The sequence below is a fragment of the Enterococcus sp. AZ188 genome (assembly GCF_050544075.1).
GTDB classification, from domain to species: domain Bacteria; phylum Bacillota; class Bacilli; order Lactobacillales; family Enterococcaceae; genus Enterococcus_D; species Enterococcus_D entomosocium.
This window is the reverse complement of the sequence record NZ_CP172943.1, coordinates 1298040-1314278: the sequence shown is the minus strand read 5'-3', so window position 1 is coordinate 1314278 and position 16239 is coordinate 1298040. Positions and strand designations below refer to the sequence as shown.

Genomic DNA, 16239 nt, shown 5'->3' with positions numbered 1-16239 from the left:
CTTAATGTTCTTCGCCGATACTCAAAATTAAGCGAATATCTTCTTCGGTCATTTGTTGAAGCTGGGTTTCATTGCCTTGAATCACTTTTTGGAAAAGCTCACGCTTTTCTTGTTGCAATGCATCCATTCGTTCTTCAATGGTTCCTTCGGCGATCATTCGCCAGACTTCGACTACATTTTTTTGACCGATCCGATGGGCTCGTCCAGCGGCTTGTTCTTCCACTGCCGGGTTCCACCATAAATCGTATAAAATCACTGTATCTGCACCAGTCAGATTTAGTCCAGTTCCTCCTGCTTTTAATGAGATCAAGAAGACATCTTTTTCGCCACTATTAAAAGCATTGACCATCGTCAAACGATCTTGCGGCGGTGTGCTGCCACGCAAATAGAAGGATTCAAACCCTTCCTGGGCTAATTCTTCTTCAATGATCGAAAGCATACTGGTGAACTGAGAAAATAGCAGGACACGACGGCCATTTTCTTTGGCTGCTAAGAGTAAATCTTTGACCTGCTCAAGTTTCCCAGAAGACCCTTCGTAGTCCTCCACGAATAATCGAGGGTCACAGCAGATTTGCCGTAGACGAGTCAAGCCAGCTAAAATACTGATCCGATTTTTGCGGAAAGACGTAGAATCCATTTGCGCGATTTCTTCTCGCATTTGTCGCAAATACGCCAAATAAATTTTCTTTTGTTCCTCTGTTAGGACACTGTAATAATTTGTTTCCAGCTTTTGCGGCAAATCATGTAACACAGATTTTTTATCTCTTCGCAAAATGAAGGGTTTGATCATTTTTGCAATTTCTTGTGTAGACAGTTCCTTAAATTTCTGCTTGTTGGGGAAAAAGCCTGGCATAATCATTTGGAACAAGGACCACAATTCTTCTAAATTGTTCTCGATCGGTGTGCCACTGAGGGCGAACCGCTGCGGAACTTCCAAGGATCGCAATGCCTGTGCCGTTTTGGTCGCGCTGTTTTTGACCATCTGTGCTTCATCTAAAATCAAACACGATAACTCTAGTGCTTGATAGGCATCAATGTCCTGACGCAAGCTTGCATACGAAGTAATTCGGACATCCGCTGATTGCGCCATCTGCGCTTCTCGCTCTTCTTTCGTTCCACTGATGACAGTCGCTGAAATTGAAGGTGCGAACCGTTTGATTTCTTGCTGCCAGTTGAATGTTAGACTGGCTGGTGCCACGATCAATGCATTCAATTTTTGATGCTCTTGTTTCTCAGAAAGCAAATAGCCAATGGTTTGGACGGTCTTCCCTAACCCCATTTCATCAGCAAGAATACCGCCAAATTGATAATGGCTCAACATTTTTAGCCAACGAAAGCCAACTTCTTGGTACTGCCGCAACTCAGCATGCAAGTTGTCTGGCAACTGTGCCTCAAAGTTTTCTGGATGGATCAAATCTTCCGTCATTTGCTGAAAACCTGTACTAAAACTCGCTTGATCGGCAAACTGTTCTTGCAGTAATAGCCCTTGATTCAATGGGACTTGGATTGCCCCGTTTTTCGTATCTAACGAGAGCCGTAATTTTTTGAGGGCAGCACTTGCTTCTTGAAACTCTTCCGACTCCAGCGAAAGAACTTGACCATTTTCTGTGGTATAAAATTGCGCAGATTGCAACAGACTCCGCAAAACATCGTTGATCTCTGATTCTTGAATGCCGCTAACATCAAACTTGATATCCAACCAAGAACCATTCTCTTCAATCACGATTTCTGGTCGATGATGCTGGGCATCAAGGTAGAGTTCCCGCAGCTTCTTGCCGATCCGCACTTCCCCTAATTGTCTCAAGACCGGGATCTCTCTCGTAAAAAAGGTATAGAGTTGCTCGCCTAGTGGTAGATTTTTTTGCCAATTTTTGCTGCTGGCTTGATAGCCAAAGGTTTCAATAATGGCTTCGATCCGTGCTTCTTGTTGGAAATCACGTAAAATCTCTGGATGATTTTCTGGCATGTATTGATGTTTTTCATCACTTGAAAAAACGACTTCTCCATAAGTAAAATCAACTTGTAGATCTACTTGACCTTTGATTTTCCGCAAGGAGAAAACTGCTTTCAATTCAGATTCTTCGATGTCATTTTGAACCTCAGGAGCCACTTGGACACGCCCAATTTTTCGCAAATAAGGCAAAACTTTCATAAAGAGATTCGCCAGCTCTTCTTTTGGATAATCAATGATTGGCTGTTCAAAACGTTTAAACAGCTGCTGCATCGTGACATAGATCTCCTTTTGCTCGACAGTCAATTCATAAAATGTTCCGTCCAACAGCCCCCAGTTATAATAACTAAGTAAGTGGTCGAAGTCTTTTACGAACTGCAGCGGAAAATGATCCGTTTCTTTTGTAACTGAAAACGTCAATGGTTCCCCCGATTGGAAGTCTACTTGGCTGACCTTGGTTTCACCAATGGTGATTTGCGTGTAGACATCATTGAATTGCAATAGCAGTTCTTTGCCGAATTCAACGGGCAGAAGCAAGTATTTTTTATCAAGTTTGCCATTGATTTGAATGCCCGCTTGCCCCATTAATTGTTGGGTTTGCGCGATTCCTGTCAATCGATTCAATAAAGCTCGATTTTTCTCATCAAAGGCATCCGCAGAAAGCAAAAAGGTCTGTTGCTTATTGGCCGCATATTGCTTGTTCTCTTGATACATCTGTAAAAATTTATAAATGTTTTTGACGACATAGGTCCTGGCCGTGCCGCGATGCCCGACCTTCAAAGAGACCCCTAAAATATCCATCTCTTGGTGATAAGGATTTGTCGCAATCGTATCTACCCGAAATTCAATCTGTAATGGTTTACTCGCTTCCTTTTCGCTGTCTAAGCGAGCAAAACCATTGGAAAACATCTCTGAAGCAGAAAAGGCCTTTTTGATGGGGGTTTGTTCATTGATTTTTCGTGTTTTTCCTTGTTGGCGTAAATAGAGTTCGACGGCCACCGTATGTTTGCAATAATGATGTTCTTCCCAATAGGGACATTGGCAATAATCCACTTCTTTGGCAGTAGCATCCAAAGTAACTAAATACAATTCTGTTCCGAGTACTTCTGCATGCCACACATTTTTTTCTTTATCCGGGGTGACAGACAGGACACGGCCTTCATTAAGATACGTTCTCCCCCGCTCGATTACTTTTTCTGGAATACTCCACTTCATAAGAGCCCTCCTCTCCTTATTCTTTTATTCGGATCCGGCTTTGCCCGCTGCCGTTGGTTTCTACGAAAACTTGCTGCAGGATCCTTGCCCGCAGTTCTCGAACATGACTGATGATCCCAATCATGCGCCCTTCATTTTCGATCATTTCTAATGCTTCCATCGCCATTTCCAATGATTCTTCATCAAGCGAGCCAAACCCTTCATCGATGAAAAGTGCTTCGATCTCAATCCCGCCAGCTCGTTGCTGGATCACATCTGCTAAAGAGATTGCTAACGCTAAGGCTGCAATAAAGCTTTCACCGCCTGACAGTGTATGTGCTCTTCTGACTTGACCGGCATTATCGTCATAGATGTCAATTTCTAAGCCTGTTGAGCTTCGATAGCTACCAACTTTATCCGCTAATTCAAATTGATAGCGGCCACGGGTCAAACGGGACAAGCGTTCATTGGCGACTTCTAAGATCTCCGTCAAAAATTGTTGCAACACATACCGTTCCAAGCTGGTTTTCTTCGTGTTTTCGCCATTGATGGTTTCTGCCAACTGTTGAAGTTGGCCTAATTGGGCAAGTTCTTCTACATTTTTCTGATAAATGACTTGCAACTCGACAAATAACCGTTGATTGCTGTTGACCTTCTCCTGTTTGCGAACCGTTTCTTGCTGTAATTTCTCCATCACAGTCTGCAACTGAAGGTAGGTCGTTTCCAATTGGATTAAATCCATTGTCGCCTGCTCTTTTAATTGGGTATCTAGCAATATCAGACGCTGTTGAACAAACGCCGTTTCTTGCTCATAGGTTTTGATTTCTTCTGTCAGAAGGGTTGTTTGAGGAGCTTGGGCAATCAATTCCCGCATTGCTTCTTCAGTCATCGCTGCTTCTTGCAATCGTTGCATCAGCCGTTGTTCTGCTTTCGCCTTGGCGGCTTGCTTTTCTTCGAAAAATTGTTGTACATTCTTCAACTTCTCTGAAAGGATCGCTTGCTGCTCTTTGATCTGTGCTTCTTGCCGGGCATCCGCCTCGATTTGTTGCGTATATTCCCTTAGTAAAAGATGAATTGACGCTAAATCGGCTTGTAGTTGTTGGTAAGTAGCACCACCAAGTTGTTCTTGCAAAGAGGCCAATTTTCCTGCCGCAAGTTGGCGCGCTTCCTCGGCCTTTTTTGCTTGCTCACTGACTTGCTGATAGGATTCATCTAACTTTGTCAATTGCCCCTTTACTGCCTGATATGTTTTTTGCGCTGCTTCGTAAGAGGAGGCTTTTTGCTGATTGATAGATTGTCGTTTTTTTAATTCCTGTGCAATCGTTTCTTCAGTAAGCTTCTCTTGCGTTTCGAAAGGCTGTAACCTAGCGTATGCCTGCTGAACGTCGTTCCAAGCAGCAGCCGCTTGCTTTTCCGCCGAAACGCTTGTCGCTTGCCATTCATTGATCCGCAATAACGCTTGTTCTTGAAGCGTTTGATTTGCCGATACCTGCTGTTGGACTATCGTCAATTTTTCTTGCATTTGCTCAAGTCTTTGCTCACTCGCAAGAATGTCCTCAATGGGATAGGTCGTATGCTCCTGTGCATTCGGATGATCCAATGATCCACACACGGGACAAGGTTCATTTTCTTCCAATAAAAGACGAAGCCGCGCAATTTGCATCCGAGCATTTTGACTGGTTTCTTGTTTTAGCGTTTTTTGCAGCGCTAGCAAAGATGTTTCTAGTTGCTGTTTTTCAAGGACCAAATCCGAATGAATTTGTTGTTGTTCCCCTGTTTTTTGCTCTGCTTCACGAACCAGTGCCTTTGCTTGCTGCCATTTTTCAATTAGCAATTGTGTTTCAGCTAGTTTTAATGCTTCTGTTTGAAATGTTCTTAACGTTTCAATTTTTTCTACCAGTTGCTGCTCTTGTGTTTTGGTGTTAGCAAGCACTTGAGTAATTTTGGTCAATTTGCCCGTTTGCTGCTGTGCTGCTTTTTCCTGCTGTGCCACTTCTTCTCGCTGCTTTTCTGTGCGTTGCGCCAATGGAATCTGCTGCTGGATCTGTTGGCTTCTTTGATTGGCAGCTTCATGCTTTTTCTTAGTCTCTTCGATCAACGGTCTTTGTTCTTGCCAGCTTACTTGTTGCCGCTGAACATCTTGCAACAGCTGCTTCGTTTCGTCGATTTGCTGTGCTGCTTGCTGCGCTTCATTTACGCGTTCTTCTTTTTGCTGCATGATTTCTTGATGTTCAAGCGCCCACACAAGTTGGGTCAATCGTGCTTTTTTTTGATCGATCTCGTTTTTTTGGGCATTCAACAGTTGTGCTTTTTCTTGTAGTTCTTGCCATTCGATCCGAGCATTTTCGATTTCTTTTGCACGGTAAAAGGCATCTTGCGCAGCTTTCATTTCTTGCGTTGCCTGGTCTTTTCTCTGCAATAACTTTTGAAGTTGAATCTGTTGTTTCTCTAAATCTTGCGCCCATAAAGTCAGACATTCCGCAACCGTTAAAACTTCTTGCACTTCTTCCCATTCAAAACGCTCCATGATCTGCGAAGCGACTAGTTGCTGATGTTCAAGCTTTCTACTTTGTGCTTTGACTTGCTCTTTTAGCCATTCATTAAATTGCTGGTACATTTCTGTACCAAATAGATTTCGTAAAACCCGTTCTTTCTCGTTACTACTGGCAATCAGAAAATTACGAAATTCTCCTTGCGGCAACATCATGATTTGAAAAAACTGTTTTGCATCCAGCTGCAGCAGATCCTTGATAAACGCATCAACTTCTGTCCGTTTACTGATCTGCTTTTTCTCTTTGCCATCGGCGTCAAAAATCGTCAATTGAACTTTTGCCGTTTGGTTAGTGACACCGTCACCACGTTTTTTTGCTAACGTCTGTTCCGGTTTCCGTTGGATCTGGTAGGTAAAACGCTGATGTTCAAAAGTAAACGTGACGCTGGTCTCTTCGGTTGGTGAAGCAAACATCGATCGCATTTCTTTGCCTGAGCGCAGATTCCCCGATGTTTCACCGAACAAGGCAAACGTCATTCCATCGAAAATCGTCGTTTTTCCTGCACCAGTTTTGCCGCTGATCAAAAACAACCCGCCAGCTTGCAGCTGACTAAAATCCAATTTTTCATCAATGAATGGACCAAAATTTTTCATTTGTAAAGACTTCGGTTGCATGACTATTCCCTCTTTTCCACGACAAATGCTTCATTTAATCCTTGTTCGATCCATTTGGTTTGTGAATCGAGCAATGAATCTCCCGTCATTTCTTGAAAAAAATGACTGATCAAGGTCTGCGGGTCGGTTTCTCGTGTCGTTAGCTGTCTTTTTTTCGTCTGTTCTCGTCCATTCAACCGTTCGACAGACAAAATAAATGGATAGATTTTTCGCAACTGATTCATCATATTTGGAATCACAGCACGATCCGTCAGCAGAAAATGCCAAAACGCCTCCCGATCCAGATCACGGTAAAAAACCGGATCGATCAACTCCTCAAAGGACGCCGTCAGCTGCTGGATATCCCTTTTTGGTGTCAGTGGAATAAATTCATTGGTATCTTTTACGGTATCAATAAGATAGATCCCTTTTTGGTTCGTCCGTTCAGAAAGGGAAAATTTCAGAGGTGAGCCGCTGTACCCGATCTTTGGGTGTTTGAGAGCCGTATTGGCATGTAAATGGCCTAAAACAACCCGATCAAAAGGCGCAAAAGCGGTGGTCGGTACGCTGTCCAATCCGCCAACTTGAATTTTTGTTTCTGAATCTGTTTGGCTAGAACCCGCCACAAAAAAATGGGTCACTAGCACTTGCTTTTTGGACGAGTCAAAGTTCTTGGTCATCTCCTCAATGACTCTTTGGACACTATCAGAAATCTTCATTAATGGTTCATCAAAAAACAAGCGGGCCTCGATGGGTTCGAAATACGGTAGTAAAAAGAATTGTGTATCGTCAAACTCAACCGGATGCAAACTTTGTTCGATGCTGGTGGACAGGTAAAAGCGTGTTTGTTGAAACCACTGACTGCCGGTTTCTAAACGAGTTGGACTATCATGATTTCCTGAGATAGCCAATAATGGCAGTTCATTCGTTAAATTGATTTCAGCGATTTTTTCATTTAGTAATTTGACTGCATCAACAGCAGGAACCGAACGATCATAAAGGTCCCCCGCAATGACGATGGCATCGACCTTTTCTGCTCTTGCTAGCGCTATGATTTGATCAATGATTGCTCGTTGGTCTTCCAGCAGATCATAGCCATGTAGTTTTTTTCCGATGTGCCAATCAGCTGTATGTATAAAGCGCATTTCTTCACCTTCTTAAAAAATATCCTTCCAATCATTATACCACTTTCCCTGATCGTTAGACATCTCTCTTCCAGCGAAATTTCATTTACCACCCATTTTTGATAAAAATAGCGAACACCTAACATCATTATGTTGAAATGTTTTTTCAATTATAAATTTATATCTTGAAATATAATTACACTTCATTTACAATGAGTGTGAAATCGAATTCAACAATCGCTTTCATCACTATTCTAAAAGAAAGGAGAAACGATATGCTTGCAATAGGACTCATGTCAGGAACCAGTTTGGATGGAATCGACGCTGCTTTAGTAAAAATCAACGGCTGCGGTACCGAAACTGACGTCCAGCTGATGGAAATGCTCACACTGCCCATTGGTGAAGAATTGAAGGAACGAATAAAAACTGCTTGTGATCCGGTGGAATCAAATGTTCCCCTCATCTGCCAATTAAATACTGAATTAGGGTATCAATTTTTGAAAGCGTGTCAAATCCTCTGCCAAAAAGCCGGTATTGAAGAAAAAAGCATTGATTTTGTTGCCAGCCACGGACAAACGATCTGGCACTCCCCCGATGCTGATCCAGCGAAAAACAGCACCTTGCAAATTGGCGAACCTTCGATTATTGCTTATGGCTTACAAACGAAAGTCGTCGCCGATTTCCGAGTGATGGATATGGCTGCTGGCGGGCAAGGAGCGCCCCTTGTACCTTATACGGACTATCTGCTTTATCAATCAGACGATAAAAATCGCTTATTGCAAAATATTGGCGGCATCGGCAACGTTACGGTTCTGCCTAAAAATGGTGGCTTAAGCGAATTATATGCTTTTGATACAGGTCCAGGAAACATGGTCATCGATGAACTAATGGTTCAGCTATTCGGTCAGCCTTATGATGCGTTTGGTGAAACAGCCCGAGCGGGAGCAATTATACCCACCTTGCAAAAGGAATTAAGAACTCATTTTTATTTGTCCCAGCAACCGCCGAAAAGCACTGGACGTGAACAATTTGGCAAACATTTTGTGCAGCAGCTAATGACCGAATATCCCCAAGTAGCATCGGAAGACTTGGTGAGGACTTTAACCGATTTCACCGCATTTTCCATTGCTGACAGTTACCAAAGGTTCATTTTCCCTCAGTTGGGAACAAATGATATTGAAGTGATTCTTTCAGGTGGTGGCGCCCATAACCATCTGCTGATTGAGATGATCAAAGGCTATTTACCCGAAACAGTAGCCGTTGTAACACAAGATGACATTGGCGGTTCGAACGATGCCAAAGAAGCGGTGGCTTTCGCCATCTTAGGAAATGAAACCCTTCACAGCCGTGTCAACAATGCCCCTGCAGCAACCGGGGCAGCCCAAGGCGTGATTTTAGGAAAAATCATTCCGAATCCATGGGAAACAAAAATGTAAAACATCTTAGGAGGATAAACCATGTTAGATAAATTCACTCAGTTCATCGAACGCCATCTGGCAGGACCGATGGAAAAACTTGGCAGCCAGCGTCATTTGCGAGCGGTTCGTGACGGGATCGTTTCAACATTGCCATTGATTATCGTCAGTTCGTTCTTTATGATTTTAGCCTTTCCACCGCTGCCTCAAAGTTGGGGCATCTATCAATTCTTGTCTAGCAATGCCACAACCATCTTATTGCCTTATCGAATGACGATGTACATTATGAGCTTGTATGCTGCATTCGGGATCGGATACAGTCTTTCTCGCTCTTATAAGCTTGATGGTCTTTCAGGCGGGATCTTAGCAACGACCGCCTTCTTACTGACCTTCACCCCGGTCAATATCCCAGCAGAAGCGTTGGATGCAGCTGGAACGGTCGGTTTTGTCTTGCCAATGGCCAATTTAGGGAGTGCTGGTATGTTCGTGGCGATCATCACCTCGATTCTTGCCGTTGAAATCTATCGGTTAACGGACAAATCGAAATTTAAAATCACGATGCCAGAACAAGTCCCACCTGCAGTCGCTCGCTCTTTTGAAGCCTTGACTCCCACTTTAGTGATCATTTTAGGAATGGGCGCGATCACTTACTATATCGGTTTTGACTGGCACACGATCGTGGCAAAAGTCGTCGATCCTTTAGTCAGTGCCGCAGATACCTTGCCAAGTGTGCTTTTGATCACCTTCTTGACGACCTTCTTCTGGTCATTCGGGATCCATGGTGCTTCTATCGTTGGTTCACTGGCTCGTCCATTATGGTTACAGTTGTTAGAAGGAAATACAACAGCGCTTGCATCGGGAGATATGATTCCCAATATTGCAGCCGAACCATTTTATCAATGGTTCATCTGGATTGGTGGGGCTGGTTCAACGATTGGTTTGGCTATTTTGTTAGCTTTTCGCACAAAATCGGAATTCGGTTCAAAACTAGGAAAAACAGCCTTAATTCCAGCTATTTTCAACATCAACGAACCACTGATTTTCGGTACACCGATCGTCTTGAATCCAATCTTGATCCCACCATTCATCATTGCGCCTTTAATCAATGGTGTCATTGCATGGGTCGCCACCTCAGCAGGTTTAGTCAATGCCGTCACGGTCAATGCCCCTTGGACATTGCCTGGACCAATTGGTGCTTTCTTAGCGACTGGCGGCGATTGGCGTGCGATCGTGCTGAATGTTCTTTTGATTCTTTTATCGATTCTGATCTATTACCCATTCGTAAAAATCTATGACAAAAACGAATTGGAAAAAGAAAATCAACCAGTCACACAATAATTTGTTGATAAAGGTCGGACGAAGCACCCATCAAGACAATCGGAAGAAGCGCTCCTCAGCAGCATTTTTCGATACTAAGAGGTGCTTCGTACGATTTTTTTAGAAAGAGGGAAAACCATTGAAACGAGAAATTGGCCTTTCGATTTACCCCGACCATAGCGATCCTTTACTGGATCAAGACTATTTAAAAAAAGCTGCTGCCCTTGGTTACTCTCGCTTATTTATGAGTATGCTAGAAGTCAGTGAAGGCAAAGAGACCGTCAGAAAAAAATTCTCTTCGATTATCGGGTTTGCCAAGAACCTTGGGTTTGAAACGATTTTAGATATTTCCCCAGCTGTTTTTAGTGATCTGGCGATCTCTTATGACGATCTAAGCTTCTTTGCAGAATTAGGTGCGGACGGTATCCGCTTGGATCAAGGGTTTGATGGCAGCAAAGAAGCCCAACTGACCTTCAATCCATTCGGCTTGGCGATTGAATTGAATATGAGTAATGATGTGAACTATTTAGAAAATATCCTTTCTTATCAAGCCAATGAACCTTTTTTATATGGCTGTCACAATTTTTACCCCCAACGAGGCACAGGCTTAACGGAGGCTTTTTTCCGCAACTGCAGTCAACGTTTTAAAAAATATGGGTTGAAAACAGCCGCCTTCATCACTAGCCAATCAGCCAAAATTGGCCCTTGGGAAGTCAATGATGGCCTGCCAACCTTAGAATCTTGTCGCGATTTACCATTGGCGCTACAAGGAAAGCTGCTTTTTGCTTCTGGGTTGATCGATACGGTGATTATTGGCAATGCCTATGCGTCGGATGCAGAACTGAAAGCTCTGGCAACGATCGATCGCTACAAACTGACCTTTGGCGTTTCCGTAGAAGCAGAAGCCAGCGAAATCGAACGGAGGATATTAGCTGAAACCAATCATTTTCGTCGCGGTGACAGTAATGCGTTAGTCGCTCGGTCCACACAATCACGGGTGAAATACCGTCCCATCGAAAACCTCCCTCATACAAACCATGAACCGTTTGCTTATGGGGACATCGTTATCGGCAATGATACCTTTGGTCAGTACAAAAACGAATTGCAGATCGTTTTGACCCCTCACCAAGACGCCCGAAAAAACAAAGTCGGCGCTATCCCCAAAGAGGAGTTGCCTTTGTTGGAATATTTGAAACCATGGACCAAATTTGCTTTCGAATTATTGGATTAAATCATTAGAAAAAAGCCGCTGATCACAAAAGGATCAACGGCTTTTCTTAGGTATTAATCTTCTCTTTTGGACTCATCGATTTGATAAACAAATGACGGATCGATCGCTTGATCCAGTGTGTCAAATGCACCTTGTATGCGCCGTTCCACTTCCGACAAGCCCTCTTTGTCCATCTTTTTGATGTCACTGATATCGATTGGCTCCCCAAAACGGACAGTCACTCGCTTGCGTTTAAATAAATCCTTTAATGTCAGCGGTCCTTGATAAACAGAGGGAACGATCTTGACTTTGGCCATTTTCGCGATCAACGCCATGCCACCTTTTAAGGCCGTTGCATGTCTCGTACCACTTGGGAACATGATCAAGCTAAGATCGGTTTCCTTCAAGATTTTGACTGGCGTCTTTACCGCGCTCGGTCCTGGTTTGTCCCGTTTGACTGGAAAAGCATTGGCATGAATCAAAATGAACCGTAAAATCGGGTTTTTGAACAGCTCTTCTTTCGCCATAAAACTGAATTTCTTTGGCCGAGCAGCCACTGCTAGGTACAATGGATCCCACCAGGTTCGGTGAGGAGCCACTAAAATATAGTTTTCATTTTTAGGTAAAACCTCTTTGTTTTGATAACGAGCATTGCCGTTGATCAAAAATAATACTACGCGAACCACACCGCGCATAAAGCGAAAAAACATACTCATTTTCCTTTCTATTTCTCTCCTATTCAAGTATGCAAAAAAACGGTTTAAATGACAAGCCTTTTTTAGCGTTTCCCATTATTCTTAATCGTAGTATAATACATTGAAATGAATTTAGAACAGGAGTATGCTTCATGTTGCAACCGAACGAACGCATTGACCAATTGTATGCCGATGACATCAAGATCATTCAGAGTTCCGAAGTTTTTTCTTTTTCATTAGATGCTGTCTTATTAGCCAATTACGCTAGAGTACCAAAAAGAGGTGTGATCGTTGACCTTTGTGCAGGGAATGGCGCAGTCGGTTTATTTATCAGCAGAAAAACGACTGCTCATATTTATCAGGTCGAATTGCAGGAACGCTTAGCGGATATGGCGCAGCGCAGTATCGAATTAAATGACTTGCAAGAACAGCTGACGGTCTATCCTATGGATTTGAAGAATCTCTTTCAAAAAATCAAACCTGATTCCGTCGATCTTTTGGTCTGCAATCCGCCTTACTTTAAAAATATACCGACGGCGATCAAAAACCCGAATCCCTATTTAGCGATCGCCCGGCACGAGATCACCACAAATTTAGATGAAGTGATCCAAACCGCCAGTAAAGCGTTAAAAATGAATGGAAGGTTTGCGATGGTTCATCGCCCGGATCGCTTTCTCGATATTTTGGACCATATGCGCACCCATCGAATCGCGCCAAAACGAGTCCGCTTCGTCTATCCGAAAGTAGGCAAAGAGGCCAATATTTTATTGATTGAAGGAATCAAGGATGGTAAGGCGGAAGGGTTTAAAATTGATTCTCCTCTCATTACCTATGATGAAACGGGCTCTTATAGTCCAGAAGTGAAGGCGATGCTCTATGGCTGCTGACAACCATTACTTTTATGTCTTACGTTGCAACGACCAATCCTTTTACGGCGGCTATACTACCGATTTGAGTCGCCGCTTATTAGAGCATAACAAAGGGATCGGGGCAAAATATACCCGTCCCGCTAGTCGCAGACCCTTGCAAATGATCCATGCGGAAAGCTTTTCCACTCGCAGTAAAGCCACTCAAGCAGAAGCCGCCTTCAAAAAATTGCCTCGCAAAAAGAAAGAGGACTACCTGATCAGTCATAGGAAAAGCAATGTTCTCTGACCAAGCATGCAAAAAACTACCTGCGCACGGAAGTTTCCTTCTTGAGGGAGCTTTCTTTCGTGACTTAGGTAGTTTTTTTATCGTTATTCATTCCTATTCGGTAACGCCCATTGGGTTTGACTTTTCCCAAATTCTTTCGGGATCACAGAATCAACGGATTGATATTCGAGGGTTTCTTGGGACTTTGGAATCGTAATTGCCGTTAAATAGTTGTTGGTTTCGGAATAGAAACCAATTGTTTTAAAGGAAGGATCAGTCAAATGGTATTGAACCCCCTGCAGTTTAGCAGTTGTTTCCTCATCCACAAAAGTCGGTTGATAGCGAGCATAGTAAACCTGGGCGCCCATTTTAAAATATACGGAGTTATGAGCAGAACCAAGAAATTCAATCTCCCGTTCCACCGGTATTGCTTGATAGATTCCTAAAGTTTCAATCGCTTCATTGCTTTGGATGCGCTGATAAATTGCTGTAGTATCAGATTCGTAATATTTATAGCCTAGAAACATCTTTTCGCGATCTCGGATATTCGGTGTGATCAGCGCATTATACGTTTTGAATTCACCATACACTTGATCCCCAATAAAAAAACCTAATAGACACGTAACGACTATGCCGCCAAGCAATAGCGTCACTTTTGGGTTGCGGTTTTCTCGATAAAGCAGAACCATCAGGAACCCTAATAACGCAATCAGACCAACTACCATGAGAATTGGTAGGATCACATAATAAAAACGCTCACTTTGCAGCCATTTTTCGCTCGTCATAAATGCAACCATTTTTTATTCCTCTTCGATTCCTCACTACTCACTGTCTTACCCTTGGTCAAACAGTAGAAGGATCGTCCTTTCATCCCTTTTCATGCCAATTATCCTCAAGGCGCTCAATTCCCATATAAGTTCTTATGAGATTAATTTTACCATAACTATGTAGAAAAGATAAGTGTTAGATGAATTGCTTTTCACAACAAACATCCATTGACAAAAGGAGGGTTTTATCAGATAATATTGATGCTAATCGGGAATGAATGTCTCCCTCAGTTCTTACTGAAACCGCAATTTTGCTAATGACTTCTACCACTTTTTTTAGTGTGTAGCAGTCATTTTTTTATTTTCACTAGGTCGTCGTATTTGCAGGAGCATTGTTCCTATATTCTTTTTAAAGGATCGTGATAGAAATGATGAAACAAAAAACAACTAATTGGGAACTGACTGCTTTAGGTGTGGTCAGTCTGGTTATTGGCGTATTCGCTGGAGCCGTCGACACCTTCTTTGGGAAGATCCTACTTTCCTTAAGCGCCTTTCGTGATAGTCATTTTTTGCCCTTGATTCTCTTTTTACCCATTATCGGCATTTGTTTTACTTACCTGTTCCAAAAGTACGGTGACCGAAGTCCTCAGGGAATGAATTTAGTGTTTTTAGTCGGACATGAAGAAGAAAAAGACATTCCGTTGCGCTTGATTCCTTTTGTAATGGTGGGAACCTGGCTGACGCATTTATTTGGAGGAAGCGCTGGCAGAGAAGGGGTTGCGGTTCAGTTAGGTGCCACCATCGCCAATCGCTTAGGAAAATGGCTGCGACTAGAAAAGTACGCCAGCACCCTGATCATGATTGGGATGGCTGCGGGATTTGCTGGTTTATTTGAAACCCCGATCACTGCGACGTTCTTCGCACTGGAGGTACTTGTCATCGGTAAATTCAGTCATCATGCACTCTTACCAACTTTGCTGGCTGCTTTCACCGCTAGTACGACTTCTCAATTGTTAGGATTAGAAAAATTTAGTTTTGCTTTGTCACCGTCCCCCGATTTGACTTTGGCTGTTTTTCTGAAATTACTTTTGATTGGCTTAATATTTGGTATTGTTGGTGGCAGCTTTGCGGGATTATTAGAAACGATGAAACGGATCATGAAACGACGCTTTCCTCATCCTCTCTGGCGCATTGGCATCGGTTCACTCGTGCTAGTCTTACTTTTTGTCCTTTTGTATCATGGTCGTTATTCAGGTTTAGGAACGAATTTGATCAGCGCTAGTTTCACGAATCAACCAATCTATTCTTATGACTGGCTGCTTAAGATGGTGTTAACTGTACTGACTATCAGTATTGGTTTTTTGGGCGGAGAAGTCACCCCTTTGTTTGCGATCGGCGCCTCTTTGGGCGTCGTGCTGGCACCGCTCTTCGGACTGCCTATCGAACTGGTGGCAGCCCTAGGCTATGCCAGTGTCTTTGGCAGTGCTACTAGCACTTTATTTGCACCGATCTTTATCGGTGGGGAAGTCTTTGGCTTTGAAAATCTGCCCTTGTTTGTGATCGTCTGCTCCGTCGCCTACTTTATCAGTAAACCCTATAGTATTTATCCCTTACAAAAATCATTGGCAGACGGGAAATGATTCACTTTTGATCCCTCCTCCAGAGCAAAAGAAAAAACCGCGAACAAGTCGCGGTTTTTTTCTTATTTCGCACGTTTTAAGTAGGTACCTTCAGCTGTATTGATTTCTAGCATTTCGCCTTCTTCAACAAAGTCAGGAACATTGACAACTAAGCCAGTTTCCATCGTTGCTGGCTTGCCTGAACCAGTCACAGTCGCCCCTTTGATCGACGGCTGTGTTTCAACAACCTTTAAGATTACGCTTGATGGTAGTTGAACGCCGATTACTTCGCTGCCGAAGAATTGGATTTTTACTTCCATGTTTTCAAGAATAAATTTCATTTCTTCTTCTACCACTTCAACTGGAATTTCATATTGTTCATACGTTTCCAGATCCATGAAGAATGCTGTATCATCCATTGTGTATAGATATTGTACAGCTTTCGTATCAATATGCGCTTTTTCAAATTTTTCTTCTGGACGGAAGGTTGTATCATAAGTCGAACCAGTCCGAACGTCCCGTAATTTCATACGCATAACCGTATTTCCCTTACCTGGTTTGTGATGGCTAGCATCTAATACTTTGATAAGTTTGCCGTCTTGAACGAATGTCATTCCAGCTCTTAAGTCACTTGCATTGATCATAATTTTGAAATCTCCTTCACTATG

The 16239-nt window shown here is 43.0% G+C and carries 12 protein-coding genes and 1 riboswitch; of the genes, 6 read left to right on the top strand and 6 right to left on the bottom strand.

What is annotated here, in order from left to right:
• Position 1 precedes the first annotated feature (1 nt).
• The 3 genes from IGI86_RS06100 to IGI86_RS06090 are packed head-to-tail and all read right to left on the bottom strand — an operon-like array spanning position 2 to position 7435.
• The gene (locus IGI86_RS06100; protein WP_430617805.1) at positions 2–3166 is read right to left on the bottom strand and encodes an SNF2 helicase associated domain-containing protein; all 3165 of its coding nucleotides are present in this window, start codon (positions 3164–3166) and stop codon (positions 2–4) included.
• A gap of 16 nt (positions 3167–3182) precedes the next feature.
• Positions 3183–6311 (bottom strand): SbcC/MukB-like Walker B domain-containing protein, encoded by a 3129-nt coding sequence (locus IGI86_RS06095; RefSeq protein WP_430617804.1) that lies wholly within the window; start codon positions 6309–6311, stop codon positions 3183–3185.
• A gap of 2 nt (positions 6312–6313) precedes the next feature.
• Positions 6314–7435, bottom strand: a complete 1122-nt coding sequence (locus IGI86_RS06090; protein WP_005236763.1) for an exonuclease SbcCD subunit D — start codon at positions 7433–7435, stop codon at positions 6314–6316.
• A gap of 254 nt (positions 7436–7689) precedes the next feature.
• On the opposite strand from IGI86_RS06090, the gene anmK reads away from it, so the two are divergent.
• From anmK to IGI86_RS06075, 3 genes are all read left to right on the top strand, one after another.
• A complete protein-coding gene (gene anmK / locus IGI86_RS06085; protein ID WP_034872212.1) occupies positions 7690–8850 on the top strand; it encodes an anhydro-N-acetylmuramic acid kinase AnmK in 1161 nt (386 codons plus the stop codon).
• A 21-nt stretch (positions 8851–8871) separates the two neighbouring features.
• Positions 8872–10167 (top strand): PTS sugar transporter subunit IIC, encoded by a 1296-nt coding sequence (locus IGI86_RS06080; protein WP_008379718.1) that lies wholly within the window; start codon positions 8872–8874, stop codon positions 10165–10167.
• A gap of 118 nt (positions 10168–10285) precedes the next feature.
• A complete protein-coding gene (locus IGI86_RS06075; protein WP_016613241.1) occupies positions 10286–11377 on the top strand; it encodes a DUF871 domain-containing protein in 1092 nt (363 codons plus the stop codon).
• 53 nt (positions 11378–11430) lie between these two features.
• Here IGI86_RS06075 and IGI86_RS06070 read toward each other — a convergent pair whose 3' ends face one another.
• Positions 11431–12066 (bottom strand): lysophospholipid acyltransferase family protein, encoded by a 636-nt coding sequence (locus tag IGI86_RS06070; RefSeq protein ID WP_430608296.1) that lies wholly within the window; start codon positions 12064–12066, stop codon positions 11431–11433.
• A gap of 137 nt (positions 12067–12203) precedes the next feature.
• Here IGI86_RS06070 and IGI86_RS06065 point away from each other — a divergent pair, with 137 nt between their 5' ends.
• Entirely contained in the window at positions 12204–12938 is a 735-nt protein-coding gene (locus IGI86_RS06065; protein ID WP_005236774.1) for a tRNA1(Val) (adenine(37)-N6)-methyltransferase, read from the top strand.
• Positions 12928–13206, top strand: coding sequence for a GIY-YIG nuclease family protein (locus tag IGI86_RS06060; RefSeq protein ID WP_005236776.1), 279 nt, complete (start codon positions 12928–12930; stop codon positions 13204–13206). The genes IGI86_RS06065 and IGI86_RS06060 overlap by 11 nt, the downstream gene beginning before the upstream one ends.
• A gap of 83 nt (positions 13207–13289) precedes the next feature.
• Here the strand turns inward: IGI86_RS06060 and IGI86_RS06055 are convergent, their stop codons facing one another.
• Positions 13290–13982 carry a hypothetical protein gene (locus tag IGI86_RS06055; RefSeq protein ID WP_086338085.1) on the bottom strand — a complete coding sequence of 231 codons (693 nt, stop codon included), beginning with the start codon at positions 13980–13982 and terminating at the stop codon, positions 13290–13292.
• Positions 13983–14213: 231 nt separating this feature from the next.
• Positions 14214–14286: riboswitch (Fluoride riboswitch) on the top strand.
• Positions 14287–14380: 94 nt separating this feature from the next.
• On the opposite strand from IGI86_RS06055, the gene IGI86_RS06050 reads away from it, so the two are divergent.
• Positions 14381–15592, top strand: a complete 1212-nt coding sequence (locus tag IGI86_RS06050; protein ID WP_430617803.1) for a chloride channel protein — start codon at positions 14381–14383, stop codon at positions 15590–15592.
• Positions 15593–15654: 62 nt separating this feature from the next.
• On the opposite strand, the gene efp is transcribed toward IGI86_RS06050, so the two are convergent.
• Positions 15655–16215 (bottom strand): elongation factor P, encoded by a 561-nt coding sequence (gene efp / locus IGI86_RS06045; RefSeq protein WP_005229668.1) that lies wholly within the window; start codon positions 16213–16215, stop codon positions 15655–15657.
• Positions 16216–16239 lie beyond the last annotated feature (24 nt).